Here is a 24,973-nt window from a genome sequence, read left to right on the forward strand (position 1 = left end):
AAGCGTGAGCCTCCTCAGCACCCTTCAGTTCGGCTTCGGCCGGCGCGTGCCCGTCCTGCTTCAGGCGGAGGCCGCCGAATGCGGCATGGCCTGCCTCGGCATGGTGCTGGGGTATCACGGCCGCCATGTCGATCTCGGCGCCCTGCGCCGCCGCCACGCCCTGTCGCTCAAGGGCATGACCCTGCGCAACCTCATCGATCTGGCGAGCTCGATGGGCCTCGCCACCCGGGCCTTGCGGGCGGAGCTGAAGGACCTGCCCAAGCTCAAGACGCCCTGCATCCTGCATTGGGGGCTCAACCATTTTGTCGTGCTGACCGCCGTGAGCGGCAGGGGGATCGTCATCCACGATCCCGCCCGGGGGCGGCGCAAGCTCACCTTCGCGGAGGCGTCGCGGGAGTTCACGGGCGTCGCCCTGGAGGCGAGCTCGACCACCAGCTTCGTGCGCGAGAAGCGGCAGCGCGGACTGGCGCTGGGCGACCTGTTCCGGACGATCGGCGGCATCCGCCCTGCGCTCGCCCAGATCCTGGCCCTGTCCCTCGGCATCGAGCTCGTCGCGATCCTGATGCCGATCGCTTCGCAGATCGTCATCGACGAGGTCATCGTCAACGCCGATCTCGACCTGCTGCTGGTGGTGGCGGTGGGGCTCGCCCTTCTGCTCGTCGTCCAGCTCGTCCTCTCGGTGGCGCGGACCTGGGCGATCATGCTCACCGGGACCAAGCTGAACTACCAATGGTCGGGGAGCCTGTTCGACCACCTCTCGCGCCTGCCACTGGACTATTTCGAGAAGCGGCACGTCGGCGACGTGATCTCGCGCTTCGGCTCCCTGGCGACGATCCAGAAGGGGCTCACCACCGATCTCGTCCAGGCCGTGCTCGACGGGATCATGTCCATCGGCATGCTCGCCATGCTGGTGGTCTATGGCGGCTGGCTATCCCTCGTCGTCGTCGCCTCGACGGCGCTCGCCGCAGCGCTGCGGATCGCCGCCTACGCCTCCTACCGCGAGGGCACCGAGGAGGCGATCGTCGCCGAGGCGCGCCAGCAGAGCCATTTCATCGAGACCGTGCGCGGCATGGCGAGCGTGAAGCTCCTCGACCTGCGCGAGCGCCGCCGCGGCACCTGGATGAATCACTTCGTCACTTCGCTGAATGCGCGGCTGCGGCTCCAGCGCCTCGACCTCGTCTTCGGCCGGGCCAATGAGCTGCTGTTCGGCGTCGACAGGCTGCTCCTGCTCGTGCTCGGCGCGCGGGCGGTCATCGACCAGTCGATGACGCTCGGCATGCTGGTGGCCTTCCTCGCCTATCGCGATCAGTTCTCGCAGCGGATCGGCAACCTGATCCAGTCGGGCTTCCAGCTGCGCATGCTCAACGTCCAGACCGATCGGCTGTCGGACATCGTCATGAGCGAACCCGAGGAGGGTTCCGGCTCCACCCTGGAACCGGCCGCCCCGGCGGTGATCCGGGCGGCGGAGGGGACGGGAAGTGTCGCCGCAAAGGAGCTCGCCCTGCGCTACGGCGCGGACGAGCCCTGGATCTTCCGCGACCTCAGCCTCGACGTGCCGGCGGGGACGAGCTTCGCCATCACCGGCCCCTCGGGCTCGGGCAAGACCTCGCTGATGAAGATCATGATGGGCCTGCTGCCGGCGAGCGAGGGGCGCGTCCTCGTCGACGGGCAAGAGATCCGCACCCTCGGGGCGGCCAGCTATCGCCGCCGGATCGCGGGCGTGATGCAGAATGACGGCCTCTTCGCCGGCTCCATCGCCGAGAACATCGCCAGTTTCGACGAGCGGCCGGATGCCGGCTGGATCGAGGAATGCGCCGCGCGCGCCGCGATTCTCGCCGACATCAAACGCACCCCGATGGGGTTCGAGACCCTCGTGGGCGATATGGGTTCGACGCTCTCGGGCGGCCAGAAGCAGCGGGTCATCCTTGCCCGCGCCCTCTACCGCAAACCGGAGATCCTGTTCCTCGACGAGGCGACGAGCCATCTCGACGAAGCGACGGAAGCGGTCATCGCCGAGGCTTTGCGCGATCTGCGCATGACCCGGATCATCGTCGCCCACCGCCCGGCCACCATTGCCGGAGCGGACCACGTCTTCAACCTGACGCCCTCCACATGAGGCCCCGTTGGGACGAGAGCCTGCGTGCCCGCCCGTCGAGGGGCCACCCTGGGGTGAGCGTCAGACGCCGCGATAGTGTTCGTCGGTGACCTGTTCCAACCACGTCACCGCGCGGCCGTCGAGCTGCTCCTGGATCGCGATATGCGTCAGGGCCGTCGTTGCCGTTGCCCCGTGCCAGTGTTTTTCACCCGGCTCGAACCAAACGACGTCGCCCGGCCCGATGGCCTCCATCGGGCCGCCCTCCCGTTGAACCCAGCCGGCCCCGAAGGTGACGATGAGGGTCTGGCCGAGCGGATGCGTATGCCACGCGGTGCGGGCACCCGGCTCGAACGTCACGCTCGCTCCGGCGACCCGCGCCGGCTCGGGCGCGGAGAAAAGAGGGTCGATCCGCACGGTCCCGGTGAACCATTCGGACGGTCCCCTGCCGGACGGTCGCGACCCGCTGCGTGTGATGTCCATTCGCCTGCTCCTCCGTTTTCGCCGGATCGACCGTCAAAGCGACCAGCCACCATCGATCACCGTGGCGGCTCCGGTCACGAACCCACCGAGGTCCGAGCACATCCAGAGCACCGCTTCCGCGATCTCCTCCGGCTTGCCGAGACGCCCTACTGGTTCGAGGTCGATCGCTTTCTGAACGTCGCCTCCCGTGAAACGGTCCATCATCGGCGTTTCGATGTTGCCGGGCAGGATAGCGTTCACCCGTATGTTCTTCCTGGCATAGTCCAGCGCCGCCGAACGAGTCAGACCGATGATGGCGTGTTTGGAAGCGGCATAGGCCGCGCCGCCCGCGACACCGCGGATGCCGGCACCGGAAGAGGTGTTGACCACCACGCCGCCACCCTGGCGCACCATCTGCGCCAACTCGTACTTCATGCAGAGGAAGGTCCCCCTCAAGTTGATGTCGAGGATGCGGTCCCATTCGTCGAGTTCGATCTCGTGGACCGGCGTGGCCCTGTTCTCGACTCCGGCATTGTTGAAGGCACAGTCGAGGCGTCCGAAGCGTTCGACGGTTCGGGCAATCGCCGCTTCCACCTCTTCCGGCAGCGACACGTCGCAACGGATCGCCAGGACTTCTCCGCCGCCCGCTTCGATCTCGGCCCGCAAGTGTTCCAGGGTCGCCTCTGTCCGGTCGGCAATCGCCACACGAGCGCCCTCCGCCGCGAAAGCGAGGGCGGCGGCGCGTCCGATGCCGCTGGCGGCACCGGTGACGAAAACGACCTTTTCGGTGAAACGGTGCGTGGTGAGCATGGCGGAAGCCTCCGGCTGGCCGTGATGGCAAGCCTTACCGCTCACCGATCAGCGACAAGTAGGCTCACGGCGTCACTCCGATGACCCGCCACTGCTTCAACGGACCGATGAGCATGGCTCATCGCTGGTCGGTATCGCGCCTACAGACCGAGCGGCCGAAGCTCGCGAACCAGATCGATGAGGAGCCGCAGGCCGGTCGGCAACTGGCGACGTCCCGGATAGTAGATGTGAAAGCCGGCTCCCTCGGGTGCCCAATCCGTCAGAACGACGCGCAGCTCACCGCGACTGACCGGCGACCTGACGCATGGTTCGGGGAGGTAGGCCAGTCCCCCGCCTGCCGTCGCGAGGGACAGCGCGAAATGCGTGCTGTCGATCGTCACCGCGCCGGGCACGTCGAGCGCGAGCGACTCACCGGCCCGTTCGAACTCCCAACCGTAGAGCCGCTCGTCGCCAAGGCGGATGCGCAGGCACCGATGCGCCAACAGGTCGTGTGGATGCGTCGGCGTTCCATGCCGATCCAGATAACAGGGTGCGCCGACCACCACCCAGCGAAGGTCGGCCGACAGGGGCTGGGCGATCATGTCCTGAGCGACGGTGCCGCCATATCGGATGCCCGCATCGGCACCTGCATCCACGATGTCGAGCAGCTCGTTGGAGACCCGGACGTCGATCTCAATCTGCGGATGGCGCTCGCTGAAGACGGGCAGCACTGGCGCAAGCAGCAGCGTGCTCGCATGTTCGAGCACATTGAGACGAATGCGCCCCGCGGCGTTCCCTGGCTCCCGGTGGCGGTTAAGTCCGTCGAGCGCCGAACCGATCGCCGCGAAGGGCGCATCGAGCGACGCCAGAAGCTCTTCACCCGTTGCGGTCAGGGTGACGCTCCGGCTGGTGCGATTGATCAGCCGCACGCCGAGGCGAGCCTCCATCGCCTTGAGGGCATGGCTGAGCGCGGAGGCACTGACACCGAGTTCCAGCCCTGCGCGCCGGAAACTCAGGTGGCGAGCGATGGCGAGGAAGGTGGCGAGATCGGCAAGATCGGTCCGACTGGTCAGCATGAGGCAGGGGAACGTTCGCTGGCGGGAAAGTGATCCGAGCCGGCGTCCGTCAGCACAGGCTCGCAGGCCGAGGTTATCCGACGTCAGGCATTGCCCCTAGGGACTTCCAGTTCAGCCGGGCACAATCGGCCGATGGGCCTGCTTCTCATCCTCTCCATCGGCCTCGTGGCGGGCGTCGTCGCCTCGACCGGCCCGGCCTCGGTTCCGGTCTTCATCGGCTACGGCCTGACCAAGGGTGCGTTCATCGGCACGGAGGCGGCTGCGTCGCTGGCAATCTACTTGACCAAGACCCTGACCTTTCAGGGAACCGGCGCATTGCCGGTCGCGGATTTCGTCAGAGGCCTCGCCGTGGGCGCGGCTCTCATGGTGGGGGCGTTCGTGGCAAAGCCCTTCGCGCTTCGCCTCGCCCCGGAGACGTTCCGGTTCATGATGGACGGGCTTCTGGCGATCTCGGGCACGTGTTTCGTCTGGAATGGCCTCGGGTGACCCATCGCGTCGAGGAGCCGAGGCCGTGCTCGACGCGAAAGGGGCTGCCGGGCCATTGCGGTCCGGCAGCCCCTTTCGGATCGTCTTCGAGCCAGCTGGATCGCCACCCGGCTCGAGGTCGGTACGGGCGTTACTCCGCAGCCTGGAGAACCGGCATCTCGGCTGCCAGAGGCATCGGGTTGCCGCCCAGTGCCGCCGCGAGTCTGACCTCGTCCACTTCACCTTCCCAGCGGGCGACCACGATGCAGGCCACCGCATTGCCGATGAAGTTGGTGAGCGCGCGGCACTCGGACATGAACCGGTCCACGCCGAGGATCAGCGCCATGCCGACGACGGGCACCGAGGGCACCACCGCGAGGGTCGCGGCCAGGGTGATGAAGCCCGAACCGGTGACGCCGGCCGCGCCCTTGGAGGAGAGCATCGCCACGAGGAGGAGAAGACCCTGCTCGCCGTAGGTGAGCGGCGTGTCCGTGGCCTGCGCGATGAAGAGCGCCGCCATGGTCATGTAGATGTTGGTGCCGTCGAGGTTGAACGAGTAGCCGGTGGGGACCACGAGGCCGACGACGGGCTTCGAGCAGCCGGCGCGCTCCATCTTCTCCAGCAGCGAAGGCAGCGCGGATTCGGAGGACGAGGTGCCGAGGACGAGCAGGAGCTCCTCCTTGATGTAGCGGATCAGCTTGATGATCGAGAAGCCGTTGTAGCGGGCGACGAGGCCGAGCACGCCGAGCACGAAGATCGCCGAGGTCAGGTAGAAGGCGCCGACGAGGTAGGCGAGGTTGGCGAGCGAGGCGATGCCGTATTTGCCGATGGTGAAGGCCATGGCGCCGAAGGCACCGATGGGGGCGACCTTCATGATGATGTTGACGACGCCGAAGATGGCTTCCGACAGCACCTTGATGATGTCGAGGACCGGCTTACCGCGATCACCCAGGAAGGCGAGGCCGAAACCGAACAGCACCGAGAAGAACAGAACCTGAAGGATCTCGCCGCCCGAGAACGCACCGACGGCCGTGGTCGGGATGATGTTCATCAGGAAGTCGGTGATCGACTGCGTCTTCGCCTTGTCGGCGTACATCGCGATCGACTTCGGATCGAGGGACTTCGGATCGATGTGCATGCCCGCGCCCGGCTGCACGAGGTTCGCCACGATCAGGCCGACGATGAGGGCCAGGGTCGAGAAGGTGATGAAGTAGATGAGCGCCTTGCCACCGACGCGGCCGACCTTCTCCAGGTTGGTCATGCCGGCGATGCCGGAGACGACCGTGAGGAAGATCACCGGCGCGATGATCATCTTGACGAGCTTGATGAAGGCATCGCCGAGCGGCTTCATGTCCGCGCCGACCTGCGGGTAGAAGTGGCCGAGCGTGATGCCGATCGCCACGGCGAGCAACACCTGGAAATAGAGCGTGCGGTAGATGGGTTTGGGCTTCGACGGCGCGTGCGGCGCGGTCAGTGGGGACGGTACGGCAACCATGGCGAGTTTCTCCCTCGAGATCGATCGGTTCGGATGGGATCGGAATGCCGGGTTGGTCCCGGTCCCGTCCTCTCTTGGTCTTGGCCAGCGGGGTTCGGCCCCTTCGGCGGGCAGCCCCGCGATGGATGCAGGCCTGCGTTTCGGTTTAGGAATGGCAACCGCCGTGCCAGTTCGAGAAGTCCCGAAATAATTCGTTAACACCTTGATTCGAGACATATTTTTCCGATGATGATTTGGCGTCGCAAACCGTCCGAGGCGGATATCCGCACGCGAGGCGGGAAATTTGTCCGGGAATCCGCACCGCGATGCGCCCCATGAGCCGGATCGTGTCCGGCGACGAGGGAACCTTTCCCGGTTTGCCAAATCGGCAGCGTCGGCGGCTCGTCCTCGTCGCCAGCCTCACCCTGGTCCTGCTCGCATCCTGGCTCGCCGGCCGGGCCGCCGAACGTTGGGCCCTGGCCGATCTGCGCCGCACGGCCCAGGCGGCCCTGGCGCTTCAGGTCGGGGCCCTGCGGGCCGAGATGCAGAAGCAGGCCTCCCTGCCCCTGGCCCTCGCGGCGGACCCGGAAATCGCCGCCGTGGCGGGTCCGGCCCCGGCCGCCGAGATGGTCGCGCGGGTCAATGCCCGGCTCGCCCAGGTGGCGGCCGCCACGGGCTCGGCGGTGATCTACGTCATCCGCCACGACGGCATCACCATCGCGGCGAGCAATGCGGAGGACGAGCGCAGCTTCGTCGGCCGAAACTACTCCTTCCGGCCGTATTTCCGGCAGGCGCTCGCCGATGGCGCCGGCTCGCAATTCGCCCTCGGCACGGTGAGCGGCCGGGCCGGGCTCTACCTCTCGCGGCGGATCGGCGAGACCGGCGGCGTCGTGGTGGTGAAGATCGAGTTCGAGGGCGTCGAGGCCGCGTGGCGGCAATCCGGGGACGGGGTGTTCGTGGTCGATGCGCGCGGCATCGTGCTGGTGGCGAGCGATCCCGCTTGGCACTTCGCCACCCTGCGGCAGATCGACGAGGACGAGCGGCGGCGGATCCGCGAGGCGCTGGAATTCGGCGAGGCGCCGCTGACGGCGCTGCCACTCCATCCCATCGAGGGCGGCATGGCGGGCCTCGCCCGCATCGGGCAGGGCGCGCGCCCGGCCCGGACGGTCCTGTCCCTCGACGCGCCGATTCCCGGCACCGACTGGCGGCTCCACACCCTGACGCCGGTGGGCGCGGCGGTGGAGCGCGAGCGCGTGCAGGCCTGGATCATCGCCGCCCTCGGCACGGGACTCGCCTGCTTCGGCATCGCCACGCTGGCGGGGCGGCGGCGGCGGGCGCGGCAGCGCCTGGCCCAGGCCCAGGCCCGCCGGGAGGAGCTGGAGCGCAACGTCCGGGAGCGGACCCAGGAACTCACCGACGCGAACCGGATGCTACGCCTCGAAATCGAGGAACGCCGCCGGGCGGAGGCCGAGCGCCAGCAGGCGGAAGCCGAGCGCGAACGCCTCGGGCGCGAACTCGCCCAGGCCGGGCGGCTCGCGGCCCTCGGCCAGTTCGCCGCCAGCATGGCGCACGAGATCAACCAGCCGCTGGCCGCCATCCGCTCCTATGCGGACAACGCCGCGATCCTGGTGCGGCGCGGCCGGGGCGACGAGGCGGCGGAGAACGCCTTCGCCATCGGCCGCCTCACCGACCGCATCGGCGGGCTGACCCGGCAATTGAAGGGCTTCGCCCGCCGCTCCTCCCCCGGCCGCGAGCCGGTGCCCCTGGCGGAGATCCTCGCCAACAGTCTCGAACTGGTGGAGGCGCGCGCGCAGGCGGCGGGGATCGCGCTGTCGGCCGAGAACCCGGCGGCGGGCCTTCGGGTTCTCGGCGACGGGCCACGCCTCGAACAGGTCATGGTCAACCTGCTCCAGAACGCCCTCGACGCAGCCATGGGCGGCGCCGCGCCGCGCGTGTCGATCCAAGTGCGGGATCTGCCCGGCGACCGGGTGGCGATCGAGGTGCGCGATACCGGGCCGGGCCTGCCGGAGGCCATCCGGGCCCAGGTCTTCGACGCGTTCTTCACCACCAAGTCGGATGGGCTCGGCCTCGGGCTCGCCATCTCCCGCGGAATCGTCGAGGATTGCGGCGGCGCGCTCAGCGCCTCGGACGACCCGGAGGGCGGGGCGATCTTCCGGATGGAACTGGCGAAGGCTCCGGGGGAGACGGCGAGGTGAGCGTGGACGAGGAGGCGGGCCGGTCGGCCGAGCGGGTTGTCTTCATCGACGACGAGGCGGAGGTCTGCCGCGCCAACCGCCAGAGCCTGGAGCTCGACGGGTTCACGGTGGAAACCTTCGGCGCCGCCGGGCCGGCTTTGGCCGCCATCATCGCGAACCCGCCCGGCCTCGTGGTCACCGACGTGCGGCTGCCCGACCTCGACGGCATCGCCCTGTTCGCCCGCATCAAGGCGATCGACCCGGAACTCCCCGTCATCCTGATCACCGGCCACGGCGACATCCGCATGGCGGTGGGCGCCATGCGCGAGGGCGCCTACGACTTCCTGTCCAAACCCTATCCGGCGGAATCCCTCATGGTCTCGGCGCGCCGGGCCCTGGAGCGCCGCCGCCTCGTCCTCGAGAACCGCGCCCTGCGCGCCCGGCTCGAAGCGGCGGTGGAGGAGGACCCGGCCTTTCTCGGCATCTCACCGGAAATGGTGCGCCTGCGCCGCCTCGTGCGCGAGGTCGCCCAGGCCGATGTGGACGTGCTCGTCTTCGGCGAGACCGGATCGGGCAAGGAGGTGGTGGCGAGCGCCCTGCACCGCTGGAGCCGGCGGGCGAGCCGGAACTTCGTGGCGATGAATTGCGGCGCGCTGCCCGACAGCGTCGTGGAGAGCGAACTCTTCGGCCACGAGGCCGGGGCCTTCACCGGCGCCCTCAAGCGCCGCGTCGGCCGGATCGAGCACGCGCAGGGGGGCACGCTGTTCCTCGACGAGATCGAGAGCATGCCGCTCGGCCTGCAGGTGAAGCTGCTGCGCGTGCTGCAGGAGCGGGCGGTGGAGCCGCTGGGCAGCAACGAGATCCGCAGCATCGACATGCGCGTGGTGGCGGCGACCAAGGTCGATCTCGGCCAGGCGGCGGCGCAGGGCGCCTTTCGCGACGACCTCTACCACCGGCTCAACGTCATCACGATCGCCATCCCGCCCCTGCGCGACCGGCGCGAGGACGTGATGCTGCTGTTCCAGGAATTCCTGACCCGCGCGGCGACGCGCTTCGGCCGCGAGGCCCCGGCGATCACCGCAGCCGTGCGGGAGCACCTGCGCCGGCACGACTGGCCCGGCAACGTGCGCGAACTCGGCCATTTCGCCGAGCGTCACGCCCTGGGCCTCGGGCAGAACGAGGTCTCGCCGCCCGAGGCCGCCACCGCCGGAACCCTGGCCGAACAGGTCGACCGGTTCGAGCGCGGCCTGATCCGCGAGGAGCTGATCATGGCCGGCGGGGACGTCCGCATCGCCGCCGAATCCCTCGGCACACCGCGCAAGACCCTCTACGACAAGATCGCCCGGCACGGCCTGACGCCCACCGATTATCGTTGAGACGGAAGGGCTTGGCTCTCCTCAGAAGCGGCGGTCCTTGCGGTCCGGGTTCGGGCCGGTGGTGTGATAGCTGGCCATGCAGGCGTGATAGATCTGCGAGCCGAGGTCGTAGAGGCTGAGGTTGTTCGGGTTGGCGGCGCTGAACACCTGCGCCCTGGCCTGTTCGCGACAGGCGGCGTCCTGCGGGCTCTGGATCGGCGGCTCGTTCACCTGCTGCGCGAGGGCGGCCCCCGTGAAAGCGATGAGGAGAAAGGCGGTCAGGGTCGTGCGCATGGTGTCGAATTCCGTCGCGGGGAGAGGGACATAGCAGAGAGGAGTGGCCTCGGTGCTGACGAGGATCGTGCCGGGAGCCCCTCACCCTTGCGGACTCGCCGGCGCCGAAAGGACGAAAGAGAATCTCGCGCGGTCCATCTCCGATCTGTGCCGTGAGACCCCGAACAGGGCAAGACGCCATCGACGGGCGGACTTCGAATCCAGTGCGCGCCGCCCGAGCCGGATCGCCACCGCCACGCGGCCCCGGTTTCGACCGCCATCGGACGGCGTTTCATGCGTCATCCACACGGGACATTAACGGCCCGCGTGCTCTTGAAAATCCGGATCCGTACCGGTGGATTTCCCCCCGGTCTCAGCCACGACGCGGCCATCGCCATGCGGATGGCCGCCCGACCCGCCTTCAGCCCGCCGACCGTACGGACGACCCACGGATGAACCCCTATCTCCTCCTCGCCCTGGCCATCGGCGCCGAAGTGACGGCGACCCTCGCCCTCAAGGCGGCCGACGGTCTCACCAAGCCGGTGCCGACGATCATCGTGGTGCTGGGCTACGGCACGGCGTTCTGGCTGATGTCGAACAGCATGAACATGCTGCCGATCGGGATCGTCTACGCGATCTGGGCCGGGGTCGGCATGGTCGGCGCGGCGGTCGGTGGCGCGCTGCTGTTTCAGGAGCCGATCACCCTGCCGATGATGATCGGGATCGCGGTGATCGCCGTCGGCGTGACGATCCTCGCCTCGGGCCAGACCGCGCATCACTGAGGGGTGATGTCGCGATTTGCCCGCCTCCGGCCCCGCTTTCGACACCCATTGCTCGCCGGGGCGCTGATCTGTGCCTTGGCGCTGGGCGGGCTGGCGGCCGCCATCGGGCCGCTGCTCGGCGTGCCGAACCCGATCACGCTCGCCGCCCTCGCCATCGTCGAGCCCTCCGCCGTCGGCACCTGGTTTGCGAGCCGGGTGGTGGCGGCGCCGCCCTCGTCGCGCGCCCTGGCTGTCCGGCTCCGCGCGATACCCGATCGCGTGCCCTGGAAGGGACAGAGCGTTCCCCTCGCGGAGATGCTGGAGGCGACCCATACCAACGCCCTGCTGGTGACCCAGGACGGCGTCCTCATCCACGAATGGTATCGCCCCGGCTCGGGGCCGGCGACGCTGTTCCCGTCCTGGTCGGTGGCGAAATCGGTGGTCTCGCTGCTGGTCGGACAGACGATCGCGGAGGGGAAACTCGCCGAGACCGACCCTGTGGCGGCCCTGCTGCCGTATCTGCGGGGCGAGCCGGCCTTCGGCCGCATCACCGTCCGCGACCTCCTCGACATGACGAGCGGACTCGCGGTGCCGGAGAATTACGACCCGTGGGACCCGCTCACGGGCACTGCCGGGATGTACCTCACCCGCGACATCCGCGACTTCGTGCGCGACCACGCCACCCTGTCGTCGAAGCCCGGCAGCACGGGGCAATACCGCAGCATCGATACCGAGATCCTCGGCCTGATCCTCGCGGAGGTCCAGAAGAAGCCCCTGGCCGACCTCCTCTCGGAGGCGATCTGGAAGCCCATGGGCGCGGAGGCGAAGGCGACCTGGAATCTCGACCGGCCGGGGGGGACGGAGAAGGCCTTCTGCTGCATCAACGCCGTGGCCCGGGACTTCGTCCGCCTGGGGCTGATGGTGGCCGATCACGGCCGCGTCGGCGGCACGCACATTGTTCCGGCACGCTGGATCGAGCGGATCGAGACCCCGGCGCGCCGGGAGGTCGACGGCTGGCCCTACTCGGCGCAATGGTGGCACGTGCCGGAAGGGGACGACGACATCTCCGCCATCGGCGTCTACGGCCAGTACATCTACATCAACCGCGACACCGGCACGGTCATCGTCAAGCTCAGCGATCACGGCGCCGAGCAGGACGAGGAGGACACCCTCGCCGTGATGCTCGCCCTCTCCCGCGAACTCGCGGCGTCCCGCCCGGTGCGCTGAAGCGAAGGGCCGGCCGGCGGGACCACACGGTTCGCGCCGTCATCGACGCATGTCCCGATGGCGTGTTGGATTGGATTTATCAGCGGGTTCTCATGCTGAATCAGATCATCCCATCAGCCCACCTCAGGATGAGGTAAAGCCTTGGTAAAACAACCTAAACAGGGCTCCGTCGATTGAGTGGTGAAAATCTGACGTTTGGTCCCCGCTGCCGGGGCCGCTCCCGACCCCGAGCCGACTCTCGGAACGTCCGCTTCGAGGCTGGTGAGGTGGAGACCGACGAGCAGGTTGGATAGATTTTGCCAGTCTGTTCTTGGGCAAGGAACGCCTTTGGCAGGCATCTCCAAGGCTTCGTCGGACCCGCACTCGAAAGCTGAGATCAATGCGCGGAAGAAGCGGCCACCGCCGAACGGCGCCGATCTAATGGGCAAACCCGATGAGGTACGCGGGTCTTGCGTAGCCACTTCCAAACATGTTGCTCCGTCCCCTGACCGCCGATCCGCTAGAGCTGCGCCCGCCCACGTTGGATCGGGACCCATCTCTAGGCCTTTGTCTTGCCGCGCTCTTTTTCATCGAACCGGCATCCACTTCGGCGGAGAGAGCTCTTTTTCAACCCGCTCGTTCGGCGGAGGCCAGTTCCCAGGAGGCGCCTGCGATGCGCTTGAAGACCACCGACGGGATACGCTGCCGGCGTGGTCAAGAGCTCTGAGCGTCGAAAGCGCCCTGGCCGAACCCGGATGGTCCGGCCAGGGCCTGTTGAGGGTTCAAGCAACGAGGAAGTCGAGGTGCGTCAGCGTCGTCTTGTCGTGGTTGTCGATGACGGCGAACTGGATCGCCTTGGCGGCGGTACCACTGCCATCGGCATCGTAGGACACGGCACCGGTGCCGCGATCGTAGATGATGCGGTCACTGTCATCGACCTTGGCGCCGGTCACACCCAGATCCTTGAACGCCGACGCCAAGAGATCGCCGGCCGAGAGCGCTGCGAAGACGCTCTTCGAGAGCTGGATCGTATCGTCCACGACCGAGAAATCGGTGATGTGGTCGACGTTGGTGGTGCCGAGCTTCGTGTTGAAGACGAAGGTGTCCTTGCCCGCCAGACCCGTCAGCGTATCCGCCCCGAGGCCACCATCGAGATGGTTGGCGCCGGCATTGCCCGTGAGGACGTTGGAAAGCGAGTTGCCGGTGGCACTGAGATTGCCGGTGCCGGTCAGCGTCAGCCTCTCCACGTAGGTGCCCCCCAGCGAGAAGGACACGGAGGCCTTCACGAGATCGGCGCCGGTGCCATCGCTCGCCTCGATAGCTTTGTCGCCGGCATTGTCGACGATGTAAGTGTCCGAGCCGGCTCCGCCGATCATCGTGTCGGCGCCGGCTTTTCCGTCGAGGACGTTGGCGCCGTCATTGCCGCTGAGGACGTTGGCGAGCGAGTTGCCGGTGGCACTGAGATTGCCGGTGCCCGTCAGCGCCAGGTTCTCCACGTAGGTGCCCCCCAGCGAGAAGGACACGGAGGCCTTCACGTGATCGGTGCCGGTGCCATCGCTCGCCTCGATAGCTTTGTCGCCGGCATTGTCGACAATGTAAGTGTCCGAGCCGGCTCCGCCGATCATCGTGTCGGCGCCGGCTTTTCCGTCGAGGACGTTGGCGCCGTCATTGCCGCTGAGAACGTTGGCGAGCGAGTTGCCGGTGGCACTGAGATTGCCGGTGCCCGTCAGCGTCAGGTTCTCCACGTAGGTGCCCCCCAGCGAGTAGGACACCGAGGCGTTGACGTGATCGATGCCGGTGCCATCGCTCGCCTCGATAGCTTTGTCGCCGGCATTGTCGACGATGTATGTGTCCGAGCCGGCTCCGCCGATCATCGTGTCGGCGCCGGCCCCGCCATTGAGGACGTTGGCTGCGCCGTTGCCCACGATCGTATTGGCCAGCGCGTTGCCGGTGCCCTTGAGGGCAGCCGTGCCGACCAGCGTGAGGTTCTCGACGTTGGCCGCTAACGTGAAGCTGACGGACGAGCGGACGGTGTCGGTGTCGGCATTAGCCGCCTCGACCACGACATCCCCGGCGTTGTCGACCATGTAGGTATCGTTGCCGACGCCGCCCTTCATCCGGTCCGCGCCCCGACCGCCGTCGATGGTGTCGTCGCCGGCCAAACCGAGGATGACGTTGTTCCCTTCGTCACCCGTGAGCCGATCGCCGAACTCGCTGCCTTCGAGGTTCTCGATGTTCAGGAGGCGGTCCTTTTCCGCCGGGATCGTCGTGATGACGGGAGGGGGGGTATAGAAGCCTCCGGGGCCCTCGCCGGGAATAGGGTCTGGTTGAAACACCGTCGTCTTCTCTGGGACAACCGTCTGCCAGTCCTGCTCATCGAGGGACACGATCACGCCGGCCTTCGCCGATTTGTAGCTCGCGATGTCGATGCCGTCGCCGCCGTCCATACGGTCGTCGCCGACGCCACCGTCGAGCCAGTCGTTGCCCGTGCCGCCGATCAGGATGTCGTCGCCGCCGTTGCCGTGAAGGGTATCGTTGCCGTCGCCCTCGGCGCTGTACACGATCCCGCCGCCGCCGCCCCGGAGCGTGTCGCCGCCTTGGCCGCCGAAGAGGGTGTCGTTGCCTTTCAGGCCCTCCAGCGTGTGAGGGACGAGCAACGTCTCACCCCATTTGGTGGTGATCACATCGAGGCTCGCATCAACCTGAATGGTGCTGTCGTCGCCGTTCGTACCCTTGAGATGCTGACCTTGCGTCAAGCTCATCAGGGCAGCGGCAGCTTTCTCGAGTTTTTCAATGCCTCTTGCTTCTCTGAAATAATGGTTGAAGGTGTCTTCTTCCAACTTATTGAAATCGGCCAAAAAATTAGGCTTTGTTGTCTGCTCCACAGGCGCACGCTTGATGTAGAGATCCTTGATGGCACTATAATCGGTTACTTCTCTTAAAGATTGATATCCACTGCTCGAAATGAGGGTTGTCGCATTGAGCATCTGCTGTACCGATGCAGTCCCCTTGTCGCCTGCGAATATTTCGGACTGAAAAATCGATCCGGACGCCGGCTCGTAGGACACTCTGATCCATACTTGCGTGAAATCACCGGCTTGCCTCTCCCAAACATCGAGCTTCGCCGGCATATTGTTCTGAGCGGACTCTTCGAACTTTTCGATTCCCGTGGACAGCGATCCAATCGCCGTTCGCAATGTCTCTTTGTATTGCTCGCTGGACGTTGCCCCATCGCCGATCTCGCGAATGACGGCGATACGAGTGGTGATTGCGGAGAGCAGTGCCGGAACGGCAATGGCGGCATCGGGATTACTATCCAAGAGATAGTTTTTCGCCCTTGTGACGGCAGATGTCGAAAGTCTCTCTGCCTCGAACAGATATCTTCCGGCCAGTTCAGGGTTGCTTGTTGTCAGGTACTGATGGACGTAAGATTTAGCATCGCTCACGTCGGACTTGATATTTGACAAAATATTTTGATCGATGTCATTCCTGACTTCATCGACTGCCGCAAGAACCTTTTTATTCAGCTCGACGATCTGATCGAGCTGCTCGCTCATATCATCCAGGCGTTCCACGGTCGGATCCGTGTCTGCACCACCGAAGAGCTGGGTCAGTTCTTTAGGAAGTTCCACACCAGGAATCAGCGAGACCAAGTTGACGGCTAGATTCGCAACGTTCAAGGCCGCATCGAAATATTCGAACTTTAGCCCTTTGCTTCCAAAATCGGCCATTGTGCTTCCCCCCATCCAGGTTTACTATTTTGGATGGACGTAGCTCAATTTTCGACCAACGCATATGGAGGGAAGTTACTAACCCGCTCGAAACTCTTGGCGCTGCGTCTCATCGCGTCACTTTATGCCATCAAGCCGCGTTTCGGCCTGCCTCGGATCGGCAGTCAATTCTGCTGATGGCGGCTTTGGAGACTTGCAGAAGGTGGCTGCAATGGCTTTCCCGGGAGGGAGGCGCAGCGTCCGCTCCGGGGCGAAAGCTCCAGGACCGATTGCCACCCCTCTCGGACGCTCAGGGCGGGCACCATCCGTTGGTTTTCAGACCGGCCCACTCCCGCCCCGCCGCCTACGCGGCCGGAGAGCGCCGCCGGGCGAGGCTGCGCATCCGCGCCACTGCCTCGGCCCGCCAGTTGCGCAGGAGGCGGCGCCTCACGCCGTTCCAGCTGATGGCCGGGACCGGCGAGACGGGATCGATGAGGGCGCTGAGTGCCCGCGAGTAATCGAGCACGAGACCGGGCGTCCACGTCATCGCGCCCGCCCCGTTGCGCAGGAGGGCGGCCGCCCAGAATTCCGGGCTCAGGGCGGCCTGGGCGAGCCTGCGCCAGGGCTTTCCGGACCGGCTGAAGGCGCCCTCCACGGCAGCGTCGAGGGCGCGGGCGACCGCCGTCGAGCAGTTCCGGCCCACGAGGTTGTAGGTCGCGTCGCGGCGATAGGCGGTCCAGAAGCGCGTCAGGCCCGCCCCGTCGATGCCGCGGAGGGTGACCGTGACGGTGGCCTCGCACCAATCGTCCGCCTCCGCGCGGTAGCTCGGCAGGAAGCGGCCCGGCACGTTGTTCTCCGGGCCCGCCCGCAGGGTGGCGCGCAGGTTGTCGGGGGACCGGTCGATCTCCACGGCGGGGTAATGGCTCACGTAGAGCGCCCCCTCGCCGCCCCCCTTGCCGCCCTCCTCGCCCAGTTCCAGGGCCGCGTGGCCGGTGGAGATGTGGCCGCGCCCGTTCACTGAGATGACGTAGCGGTGGACGAGGCGCTGCCGGGCCGGGATCGACGCCGTTCCCGTCGGCGTCCAGACATAGACGGTGAGCGTGTCCGTGCCGGCCCCGTCGGCGCGCGGTCCGGAGGCCGCCGGAGGGCGCCGCAACCGCAGCCCGAGGATCGCCACCTTGATCCCCGCCAGCATCAGGAAGGCGCCGATGCAGAACCCGACCGTGCCGGCGTACCACGTGGGCCAGGGCTGCAGGGTGATGATGCCCAGGGCCACGCCCAGCACCCCATGCGCCGCCGACAGGCGCCAGCCCGGAAAGCGGAGCACATAGGAGAGCGCGAAGCGCGACAGGCCGTCGAACAGGAAGGCCGTCCCGAACAGCATGGCGAGGAGGAACGTGCTCGAGGACGAGGCCAGCATCGTCAGTACCGCCACCACGAGGAGCAGCGCCGCCTTGAGGAGACGCAACCGGCGCGCGGCGCCCGTGGCGACGAGGCCGCGGACGAACGAGCCCAAAGCCTCGACCACGAGGAGGAGGCCGAACCAGCGGTCGGGAATATGCGTGGCCCCGTCGAGGGCGTCGATCACCAGCGCGGCGCCGAACCCCGTCCAGACGAGCCCCGCTCCGGTGACGAGGCCCCAGCGCCTGTGGACCGCCTCCCGCCCCACCAGCAGCAGCCAGAGCGGCAGCGCCATCTGGCTCGCCGGAGCCTCGGAGGCGGCGAGGAGATCGTCGACGGGAGCGCCCTCTCCCTTGGTCAGAGCGAGGTTCACGACGCCCTGCCCCTTCAGGCTCAGCCGCCCGTGGCCGGAAGCGCCCTCGGGGCGGGACGCATCCGTCGTGGCGCCGTCGTGATCTGGTTGAGGCCGTATGGTCACCGGTGATCGCCCCCCGCAGTGCGCCATCTCCTATCACCGAGAAGGCAGAACAAGGGAAAGGTTCGCTTAAAGCCGCCGCATCGAGCCGATGTTTTTGCCCGCCGACGGCGTGTCCTCCCCATTACGGCGAGCCCTCCGCACAGGGCCGCCGCGCGGGGAGGCTGCCGAGCGATCGGGTGAGATGCGTCGCGCTGGGACGCTGGTTGAGGTGTTTGTCCAAGGCTTGACCTCATCCTGAGGCGCGGCATAGCGGCCTCGAAGGAGGCTTCCAGGGATCGCTTTGGTATCCGGAGGTCTCCAGAGTAAGCAGCGCCAGACGACCGGGCCGGGTGGATTTGTGCCACTTGGCTTCATGGATATTGCCTTGAGGACACAGACGTTTCATCGACTGCCCGGCAGCCCTTACTGGGATTCGTTCCTGACCTGGGCTGACGGTGGACGTTTTGATGAGCCCTCTTGACGACGACGCGTGGGATGCATGGTCTCCCCACGAACTCTTCCAACGCATAGGGGGCGCAATCCACCCTTGGTACATCACCGGCGGCTGGGCTCTGGATGTTTGGCGTGGCAAGCAAATGCGCGAGCATGAAGACTTAGAGTTTGCGGTTATTCGCAATGACGTGAATTATTTTCGCACCATTTTACATGAGCTGGATTTTTTTGCGGTAAAAAACGGGATCCTCGAATATCTGCCCCCATCAGCTGATCTTCCAAGCGATGTCTGGCAGCTTTGGGGGGCCGACATGCGTCAGCGTTGTTGGCGCGTGGACATGATGATAGAGCCAGGAACGCCCGATGTATGGATTTACAAGCGCGATCAGACCATCCAGATGGCGCGCTCCGATGCTGTTCGCATTAGCAAAACGGGCATTCCATACCTCTCGCCAATAAATGTCATACTTTTCAAAGCCAAATATTGCAGAGAAAAAGATCAAAAGGATTTTTATACATCATGGTCTAAATTTTCCCATAAAGAGCAGAAACAACTACTCGCTTGGCTCAATCAATTGCACCCTGGACACGAGTGGATTGTAAATTTGGAATCGACCGACAGATTTGGAGTCACTTAGGTCACCCGCAACATGCCCTCTAAGTGGCTGTCCGCTTTTCAAGCGGCCATGGCCTAATCCAGGCGGCGCATTTGAACTCGTTTCGACCACAGAGCGATGTCTTGCTAAGCATCTGCCTCTATGGGTCGAGTCCGGGGCGGACCCTCAGCTTCGGGCCGAAAACCCAAGGTCCGGCTGCCAATCAGAGCCGCTCCCGCAACAGGCACCAAGCGTCAGTCTTTTGACCGCTAGATTCCTTCGGTACCCGCCGTTGTCCCCCGTCCAAAGCCATACTCCATCGGCCCAGTTGTCGAGGCTCCCGGCTGCTGCCATGGTCACGCGATGGCACAGTCACCCCCCTCCCGCTACTCCCCGTCCGAACTCATCGAACAGTTGCGGGAGGCCGCCGAAGAGATCGCGCCCGAACTGCCCGGCATCCGGGCGGAGGAGACGCTGGAGGGCGAGGCGGCCCAGACCATCGAGGAGATGGCCGAGGCCCTGATGCGGATCGCGAACGGGGCGGCGCGGCCCCAGGACCTCGCCCGCGCCGCCCTGGAGGCCAAGGCGCCCCTGAAGCCGATCGGCCGCCCGAAGAGCACCGTGGTGAAAATGCAAAGGCCGCGTCGGTAGAGCCGAACTCGGTGGTCGGCAGAGCCTCTGGCCCAGCAACGGCAAGAACAGACTGTATCAATTCAAAAGTAGAGATTTTTTTAAATCTTGCCTTGGACTGCGCCGACAGGCACACTCTTCGACCTATAGCATGATGGCGGCATGAGACGGGTGACGCCGACGGACGGTCGCCGGGAGCCGGTCCTCGGTCCATGCCGGCGCGCGACCGGCTCCGGGCGACCGCCAGCGACAGGGTGATCCCGACCAGATGACGCATCGCCGTTCCCCTCTTCGCCCGCCCCCTTCCCGCCCGTCCCGCCGCGCGATCCTGGCCGGCGGGCTCAGCCTCGCTGCCCTCGGGGGCCCGGCGCGGGCGGCGGGGCCGGCCGCGCGCATCGCCTCCCTCGGCGGGGCCGTCACCGAGATCCTCTACCGGCTCGGGGCCGCGAGCCGGATCGTGGTGGTGGACACCACCAGCATCTACCCGGCGCAGGTTCTGCGCGAGAAGCCGAATGTCGGCTATCTGCGCGCGCTCTCGGCCGAGGGGCTGCTCTCGGCCGGCCCCGACCTCGTCATCGCGGCCGAGGGAGCCGGCCCCGCCGACGTGCTGACCCTCGTGCGCGAGGCCGGGGTGCCGGTCGCCCTCGTCAAGGAGCCGCCGACCCCCGAGGGTGTCCTCGACAAGATCGCCACGGTGGGACGCCTCGCCGGCCTCGAACGGGAGGCCGCCGCCCTGGCCGCGGAGGTGCGCGCGCAATTCGCCGGGCTGAACGAGCAGCGCGCCCGCATCACCCGCCCGGCCAGGGCGCTCGTCGTGCTGTCGGTGGCCAATGGCCGCGTCATGGTCGGGGGCCGCAACAGCACGGCGGACGGCATCCTGGCCCTGGCGGGGGTGGAGAACGCGGCGAGCGGCATCGAGGGATTCAAGCCGATGACGGACGAAGCCATCATCGCCGCCGCGCCAGACGCCGTGGTGATGATGCAGAACGGCGCCGACGCCCCGAACCCGGAGACCACCTTCGCCCCCGGCACCGCCCTCGGCCAGGTGCCGGCCGCCGCCAGGCGCGCTCTCGTGGCCATGGACGGTCTCTACCTCCTCGGCTTCGGCCCGCGCACCCCGGATGCCGCACGCGACCTGATACGGGCGATCTACCCCGACCTCATCCGTGGCTGATCCTTCTCACGGGGAAAGCCTCGCCGACCCGCGCCGCCGGGACGTCGCGGTCTTCGCCGGCCTGGCGGTCCTCGTCCTCGCCGTCAGCCTCCTCTCCGTCGGAATCGGGGCAATCCCCATCGCGCCGTCGCGGATCCTCGACGTGCTGATGCAGGGTGGGGCGGATCCGGCGCTCGCGCGTGACAGCCTCGTCATCCTCAACATCCGCCTGCCGCGCACCTTGCTCGGCCTGATGGTGGGGGCGGGCCTCGCGGTCTCCGGCGCGCTGATGCAGGGGCTCTTCCGCAACCCCCTGGCCGATCCGGCCCTGGTCGGCGTCTCCGCCGGGGCGGGCCTCGCGGCGGCCTGTATCATCGTCCTCGGCGATCGGCTCCTCGTGGCCTTTGGCCTGCCGGGGCCGCTCCCCTATGCGGTGCTGCCGGCGGCGGCCTTCTGCGGGGGGCTCGTGGCGACACTCGGCCTCTACCTCGTCGCCACGCGCTCGGGCCGGACCTCCGTGGCGACGATGCTGCTCGCCGGCATCGCGCTGGGAGCGCTGAGCGGCGCGATGACGGGGCTCCTCGTCTATGCCAGCGACGACCGGCAGCTGCGCGACCTCACCTTCTGGTCCCTGGGCAGCCTCGGGGGATCGACCTGGACCAAGGTGGCGGCCACCGCTCCGGCGATCCTCCCGGTGCTGATCGCCGTGCCGTTCCTCGGGCGCGGGCTCAACGCCCTGGTCCTCGGGGAGGCGGAGGCGTTCCATCTCGGCATCCCGGTGGAGCGGCTCAAGCGGGCGGCGATCCTCCTCGTCGCCATCGCCGTCGGTGCCGGCGTGGCGGCGGCCGGGGTGATCGGCTTCGTCGGCCTCGTTGTGCCCCACACCCTGCGGCTGATGATCGGCCCCGAGCACCGGCGGCTCCTGCCGGCCTCGGCCCTCCTCGGGGGCGCGCTCCTCGTCCTGGCGGATGTGGCGGCGCGTCTCGTGGTGGCGCCGGCCGAACTGCCGATCGGGATCGTCACGGCGCTGGTGGGTGCCCCCGTCTTCCTGTGGCTCCTCCTGGCGCGGACCCGGACCCTCGATGTCTGAGGCGGCGCCCCTGCTCACCGCCTCCGGCCTCGCCTTCGCCACGGGCGGGCGCACCCTCGTGGAGGGCGTGTCGCTCGACGTGGAGCCGGGATCGCTGCAGGTCATCATCGGCCCGAACGGCGCGGGCAAATCCACCCTGTTGCGCCTCCTCTGCGGCGAGCTCGCCCCCACCGCGGGCACGGTGGCCTATGGCGGAACGCCGGTTCCGACGATCCCGCCCTGGCGGCTCGCGGCCTTGCGGGCGGTGCTGCCGCAGACCACGCGGCTCGCCTTTCCCTTCTCGGTCTCGGACGTCGCCCGCATCGGCCTCGACGGCATCGGCCGCGGCCTCACCCGGCGCGACCGCGAGGCGATCCTCGCCGACGCCCTCGGCCGGGCCGACATCCTGCATCTCGCGGGCCGTGCCTATCAGAGCCTCTCGGGGGGCGAGCAGGCCCGGGTCCAGTTCGCGCGCGTGCTGTGCCAGCTCGCCGCCGGCCGCACCATCGCCACCGGACAGGTCCTGTTCCTCGACGAGCCCACCGCGAGCCTCGACCTGCGCCATCAGAGCGCGATCCTGGAAGCCGTGGATGGGCTGCGGGGCCGCGGCGTCGGCGTGGTGGCGATCCTGCACGACCTCAACCTCGCGGCGGCCTATGCCGACACCCTGCTGGTGCTCTCCGAGGGCCGCCTCGTGGCAAGCGGCACCCCGGCGGCGATCCTGCGCGACGACCTGATCGCCGACATCTTCCAGGTGAGCTGGCCGGTGGGGCGGGTGCCCGAGGGCGGCCGGCCCTTCATCCTCCCGCGCCGCCTGTGACCGGGCGGCAACAGACCACGGTATTACAATATTGAACTGGAACAAGTCCAGGCATATTCAGATGGTCATTGGACATAAGCCAATCTAGCCAAGACTAAACCGCGTTGACCGCACAGTCACGGAGCAGCATCAGCGCTGGGAGCCAGCCAACCTCCCAGCGCTGCCTTTCTGTCTCGCGGAACCGGTCATGCCTCCCCGTCGCCTCCTCCCCCCCCCATCACGCCGGCGCCCTCGTCGGCGTCTCGCTCATCGCGATGAGCGCCGCTCAAGCGCAGACGGCGCCCGCCCTCCCCGCGGCGCAACCGCCGCACACGGCAGTGAGCCTCGACACCCTCTCGGTCACCGGGACGAAGACCGAGGAGCCCGCCATCGACGCCCTGTCCGGGAGCAGCGTCGTCACCCGCGCGCAGATGGACCGCCTGCAGCCGAGCCGCCTCTCCGACGTCCTGCGCGACGTCCCCGGCGTCACCACGCAGGAGAACCAGAACGACCCGGCCCAGGCCATCAATATCCGCGGCCTGCAGGATTTCGGGCGCGTCAACGTCCTGGTGGACGGCGCCCGCCAGAACTTCCAGACCTCGGGCCACAGTGCCAACGGCGTCTTCTATCTCGATCCCGAACTCGTCGGCGGCGTCGACATCACGCGCGGCCCCACCTCCACCATCTACGGCTCCGGCGCGATCGGCGGCGTGGTCGCCTTTCGCACGCGCTCCATCGACGACATCCTGGCTCCGGACGAGAAGGCGGGCGCGGTCCAGAAATTCGGCTTCGGCTCGAACGGACAGAAATTCCTGAACTCGACGGCGCTGGGCGCCCGCATCGGCACCGCGGCGGATGTGTTCGGTCAGTTCGTCTATCGCAACAACGACGCCTATCGCGACGGGTTCGGCACGCTCGTGCGCGACACCGGCAACGAACTGACCTCCGGCCTGGCCAAGTTCAACCTCCGGCCCGCCGACGGGCACGAGATCAGCGGCACGGCCCTCCTGCAGAACTTCGACTTCGCCAATAACGGCAGCAGCAACGCCGGAGCCCGCTTCAACAACGCGGTCCAGGCCAACACCTACACCCTCGGCTACCGCTTCGCCCGGCCCGACGTGCCGCTGATCGATCTGAGCGTGAAGGGCTACTACGCCAGCACGCACAACACGCTGACCTTCCTCAACGACACCGCGAGCGGTCTCTACGGCAATCTCGGCGTGCGGGCCGGCGACAGGATCGACTACGACATCGAGACGCTGGGCGTCGACGTCCACAACACGGCCCGTTTCGACACCTGGGCCTTGAGTCACGCCCTGACCATCGGCGGCGACGCGGTGTTCGACCGGGTCAAGACCACGGACAATGCCGGGGGCTTCGGCTCCGCCTTCACGCCCTCCGGGGAGCGGACCCTGGCGGGCGCCTTCATCCAGGACGAGGTGCGCTACGCCTCCTGGCTGCGGGTCATCGGAGCGTTGCGCTACGACCATTACGAAATGTCCGGCGGCAACGCGAGCTCGAGCGGCGACCGCCTCTCTCCCAAGATCACGGTGGGGGTCTCGCCCTTTGCCGGGATCGAGTTCTACGGCACCTATGCGGAAGGCTATCGGGCGCCATCGATCACCGAGACCCTGGTCCAGGGCATCCATCCCTTCCCGGCCTTCAACATCCTGCCGAATGCGTCCCTGAAGCCTGAAGTGGCGCACAATATCGAAGGGGGCATCAACCTCAAATACGGCGATGTCCTGAGGCCCGGCGACGTCTTCCGCGCCAAGGCCAACGTCTTCCAGAACGAGATCGACGACTACATCAACACCGCCCAGGTCGGCCCGACCTATTTCGTGCCCGTGATTCCCGGCATTCCGGCCTCGGTCTGCGTCGGCCGGCCCGGACGTTTCCCGTGCTTCATCCCGGTGCAGTCATTCCAGTACCTCAACGTGGCGCAGGCCGAAATCTCCGGCGTCGAGCTGGAGGGCGCCTACGATTGGGGCCGCGGTTTCGTCTCGGTGGCGGCCACCCATACCGAAGGGCGCGACAAGGCCACGCGCGAGACCCTTCTGAGCATCCCCCCGGACCGGATCAGCGCCACACTGGGGCTCCGCTTCCTCGACGACAGCCTCACGGTGGGAAGCCGCCTCACCTTCGTGGACAAAAGCAACGCCGTGCCCGAGGACGCGACGATCCTGGCGACCAAAGCTTATGGCCTCGTGGATGTCTTCGCGTCCTACCGGGTCAACGACCGGATCCGCGCCGACTTCACCCTGCAGAACGCCTTCGACAAGCGCTACACCCAGTACCTCAACCTGCTGCAGAGCCCGGGCCTGACGGCGAAGGCCGCCATCAGCATCAAGTTCGCGACGCGGTGAGCGACGGGATAGTCAGTTCGCGCGACCGCATCATGGTGCGAGAGGACGGCGGGCAGGCTTCCAAGAGCGTGTTTGAGATGCCTTTCCAATGCATTACCTCATCCTGAGGTGCCGCGTAGCGGCCTCGAAGGAGGGCTCCAGATATCGCGCGACAACTGGAGTGCTCCTTCGAGGCCCGCTGACGCGGGCGC

Annotated in this window: 19 protein-coding genes; 12 read left to right on the plus strand and 7 right to left on the minus strand. The window is 67.1% G+C overall.

The features are described from left to right. Window positions 1-4 precede the first annotated feature (4 nt). Window positions 5-2,116 (plus strand): peptidase domain-containing ABC transporter, encoded by a 2,112-nt coding sequence (locus ASF26_RS21520; protein ID WP_056259174.1) that lies wholly within the window; start codon window positions 5-7, stop codon window positions 2,114-2,116. A gap of 60 nt (window positions 2,117-2,176) precedes the next feature. On the opposite strand, the gene ASF26_RS21525 is transcribed toward ASF26_RS21520, so the two are convergent. The 3 genes from ASF26_RS21525 to ASF26_RS21535 all read right to left on the minus strand — a co-directional run bounded on the left by ASF26_RS21525 (window position 2,177) and on the right by ASF26_RS21535 (window position 4,419). Beyond that, window positions 2,177-2,575, minus strand: a complete 399-nt coding sequence (locus ASF26_RS21525) for a cupin domain-containing protein (RefSeq protein ID WP_056259177.1) — start codon at window positions 2,573-2,575, stop codon at window positions 2,177-2,179. 33 nt (window positions 2,576-2,608) lie between these two features. Then, a complete protein-coding gene (locus ASF26_RS21530) occupies window positions 2,609-3,364 on the minus strand; it encodes a glucose 1-dehydrogenase (protein ID WP_056259180.1) in 756 nt (251 codons plus the stop codon). Window positions 3,365-3,504: 140 nt separating this feature from the next. Next, window positions 3,505-4,419 carry a LysR family transcriptional regulator gene (locus tag ASF26_RS21535; protein WP_056259183.1) on the minus strand — a complete coding sequence of 305 codons (915 nt, stop codon included), beginning with the start codon at window positions 4,417-4,419 and terminating at the stop codon, window positions 3,505-3,507. A 132-nt stretch (window positions 4,420-4,551) separates the two neighbouring features. Here ASF26_RS21535 and ASF26_RS21540 point away from each other — a divergent pair, with 132 nt between their 5' ends. Further along, the gene (locus ASF26_RS21540; protein WP_244476026.1) at window positions 4,552-4,905 is read left to right on the plus strand and encodes a hypothetical protein; all 354 of its coding nucleotides are present in this window, start codon (window positions 4,552-4,554) and stop codon (window positions 4,903-4,905) included. 130 nt (window positions 4,906-5,035) lie between these two features. On the opposite strand, the gene ASF26_RS21545 is transcribed toward ASF26_RS21540, so the two are convergent. Then, window positions 5,036-6,379 (minus strand): dicarboxylate/amino acid:cation symporter, encoded by a 1,344-nt coding sequence (locus ASF26_RS21545; RefSeq protein WP_056259186.1) that lies wholly within the window; start codon window positions 6,377-6,379, stop codon window positions 5,036-5,038. 314 nt (window positions 6,380-6,693) lie between these two features. Between ASF26_RS21545 and ASF26_RS21550 the strand changes: the two genes are divergently transcribed. Together ASF26_RS21550 and ASF26_RS21555 are read left to right on the plus strand one after the other, a co-directional pair. Beyond that, window positions 6,694-8,574, plus strand: coding sequence for an ATP-binding protein (locus ASF26_RS21550; RefSeq protein ID WP_056259189.1), 1,881 nt, complete (start codon window positions 6,694-6,696; stop codon window positions 8,572-8,574). Further along, window positions 8,571-9,929, plus strand: coding sequence for a sigma-54 dependent transcriptional regulator (locus tag ASF26_RS21555; RefSeq protein WP_244476027.1), 1,359 nt, complete (start codon window positions 8,571-8,573; stop codon window positions 9,927-9,929). The genes ASF26_RS21550 and ASF26_RS21555 overlap by 4 nt, the downstream gene beginning before the upstream one ends. 21 nt (window positions 9,930-9,950) lie before the next feature. On the opposite strand, the gene ASF26_RS21560 is transcribed toward ASF26_RS21555, so the two are convergent. Further along, window positions 9,951-10,202, minus strand: coding sequence for a hypothetical protein (locus tag ASF26_RS21560; protein WP_056141265.1), 252 nt, complete (start codon window positions 10,200-10,202; stop codon window positions 9,951-9,953). 431 nt (window positions 10,203-10,633) lie between these two features. Between ASF26_RS21560 and ASF26_RS21565 the strand changes: the two genes are divergently transcribed. Next, entirely contained in the window at window positions 10,634-10,963 is a 330-nt protein-coding gene (locus tag ASF26_RS21565; RefSeq protein WP_018045616.1) for a multidrug efflux SMR transporter, read from the plus strand. Window positions 10,964-10,969: 6 nt separating this feature from the next. Continuing rightward, window positions 10,970-12,169: a serine hydrolase gene (locus ASF26_RS21570; protein WP_056259288.1), complete on the plus strand. Its 1,200-nt coding sequence runs from the start codon at window positions 10,970-10,972 to the stop codon at window positions 12,167-12,169. Window positions 12,170-12,930: 761 nt separating this feature from the next. On the opposite strand, the gene ASF26_RS21575 is transcribed toward ASF26_RS21570, so the two are convergent. Together ASF26_RS21575 and ASF26_RS21585 are read right to left on the minus strand one after the other, a co-directional pair. Further along, the gene (locus ASF26_RS21575) at window positions 12,931-15,879 is read right to left on the minus strand and encodes a calcium-binding protein (RefSeq protein ID WP_162240241.1); all 2,949 of its coding nucleotides are present in this window, start codon (window positions 15,877-15,879) and stop codon (window positions 12,931-12,933) included. Window positions 15,880-16,222: 343 nt separating this feature from the next. After that, window positions 16,223-17,737, minus strand: a complete 1,515-nt coding sequence (locus ASF26_RS21585; RefSeq protein WP_244476028.1) for a DUF4105 domain-containing protein — start codon at window positions 17,735-17,737, stop codon at window positions 16,223-16,225. Window positions 17,738-18,183: 446 nt separating this feature from the next. Here ASF26_RS21585 and ASF26_RS22375 point away from each other — a divergent pair, with 446 nt between their 5' ends. From ASF26_RS22375 to ASF26_RS21610, 6 genes are all read left to right on the plus strand, one after another. Then, window positions 18,184-18,807, plus strand: a complete 624-nt coding sequence (locus ASF26_RS22375; RefSeq protein WP_082477747.1) for an amino acid transporter — start codon at window positions 18,184-18,186, stop codon at window positions 18,805-18,807. Between the two features lie 321 nt (window positions 18,808-19,128). Beyond that, a complete protein-coding gene (locus ASF26_RS21590; protein WP_056259200.1) occupies window positions 19,129-19,416 on the plus strand; it encodes a hypothetical protein in 288 nt (95 codons plus the stop codon). Window positions 19,417-19,663: 247 nt separating this feature from the next. Then, window positions 19,664-20,569, plus strand: coding sequence for an ABC transporter substrate-binding protein (locus ASF26_RS21595; protein ID WP_056259203.1), 906 nt, complete (start codon window positions 19,664-19,666; stop codon window positions 20,567-20,569). Next, window positions 20,562-21,638: an iron ABC transporter permease gene (locus ASF26_RS21600; RefSeq protein WP_056259207.1), complete on the plus strand. Its 1,077-nt coding sequence runs from the start codon at window positions 20,562-20,564 to the stop codon at window positions 21,636-21,638. The genes ASF26_RS21595 and ASF26_RS21600 overlap by 8 nt, the downstream gene beginning before the upstream one ends. Further along, window positions 21,631-22,437 carry a heme ABC transporter ATP-binding protein gene (locus ASF26_RS21605; protein WP_056259212.1) on the plus strand — a complete coding sequence of 269 codons (807 nt, stop codon included), beginning with the start codon at window positions 21,631-21,633 and terminating at the stop codon, window positions 22,435-22,437. Before ASF26_RS21600 ends, ASF26_RS21605 begins: the two co-directional genes overlap by 8 nt. 254 nt (window positions 22,438-22,691) lie before the next feature. Continuing rightward, on the plus strand, window positions 22,692-24,782 hold the full coding sequence (locus tag ASF26_RS21610; RefSeq protein ID WP_056259215.1) for a TonB-dependent hemoglobin/transferrin/lactoferrin family receptor: 2,091 nt from the start codon (window positions 22,692-22,694) through the stop codon (window positions 24,780-24,782). The last annotated feature ends 191 nt before the right edge of the window (window positions 24,783-24,973 follow it).

The sequence above is a fragment of the Methylobacterium sp. Leaf93 genome, from assembly GCF_001422345.1.
GTDB classification, from domain to species: Bacteria; Pseudomonadota; Alphaproteobacteria; order Rhizobiales; family Beijerinckiaceae; genus Methylobacterium; species Methylobacterium bullatum.

Excerpts from the sequence above, each read along its gene's own strand:
- ASF26_RS21525 (WP_056259177.1), bottom strand. The coding sequence starts at position 2,575 with ATGGACATCACACGCAGCGGGTCGCGACCGTCCGGCAGGGGACCGTCC.
- ASF26_RS21530 (WP_056259180.1), bottom strand. The coding sequence starts at position 3,364 with ATGCTCACCACGCACCGTTTCACCGAAAAGGTCGTTTTCGTCACCGGT.
- ASF26_RS21535 (WP_056259183.1), bottom strand. The coding sequence starts at position 4,419 with ATGCTGACCAGTCGGACCGATCTTGCCGATCTCGCCACCTTCCTCGCC.
- ASF26_RS21540 (WP_244476026.1), top strand. The coding sequence starts at position 4,552 with ATGGGCCTGCTTCTCATCCTCTCCATCGGCCTCGTGGCGGGCGTCGTC.
- ASF26_RS21545 (WP_056259186.1), bottom strand. The coding sequence starts at position 6,379 with ATGGTTGCCGTACCGTCCCCACTGACCGCGCCGCACGCGCCGTCGAAG.
- ASF26_RS21550 (WP_056259189.1), top strand. The coding sequence starts at position 6,694 with ATGAGCCGGATCGTGTCCGGCGACGAGGGAACCTTTCCCGGTTTGCCA.
- ASF26_RS21560 (WP_056141265.1), bottom strand. The coding sequence starts at position 10,202 with ATGCGCACGACCCTGACCGCCTTTCTCCTCATCGCTTTCACGGGGGCC.
- ASF26_RS21565 (WP_018045616.1), top strand. The coding sequence starts at position 10,634 with ATGAACCCCTATCTCCTCCTCGCCCTGGCCATCGGCGCCGAAGTGACG.
- ASF26_RS21570 (WP_056259288.1), top strand. The coding sequence starts at position 10,970 with ATGTCGCGATTTGCCCGCCTCCGGCCCCGCTTTCGACACCCATTGCTC.
- ASF26_RS21575 (WP_162240241.1), bottom strand. The coding sequence starts at position 15,879 with ATGGCCGATTTTGGAAGCAAAGGGCTAAAGTTCGAATATTTCGATGCG.
- ASF26_RS22375 (WP_082477747.1), top strand. The coding sequence starts at position 18,184 with ATGAGCCCTCTTGACGACGACGCGTGGGATGCATGGTCTCCCCACGAA.
- ASF26_RS21590 (WP_056259200.1), top strand. The coding sequence starts at position 19,129 with ATGGCACAGTCACCCCCCTCCCGCTACTCCCCGTCCGAACTCATCGAA.
- ASF26_RS21595 (WP_056259203.1), top strand. The coding sequence starts at position 19,664 with ATGACGCATCGCCGTTCCCCTCTTCGCCCGCCCCCTTCCCGCCCGTCC.
- ASF26_RS21605 (WP_056259212.1), top strand. The coding sequence starts at position 21,631 with ATGTCTGAGGCGGCGCCCCTGCTCACCGCCTCCGGCCTCGCCTTCGCC.
- ASF26_RS21610 (WP_056259215.1), top strand. The coding sequence starts at position 22,692 with ATGAGCGCCGCTCAAGCGCAGACGGCGCCCGCCCTCCCCGCGGCGCAA.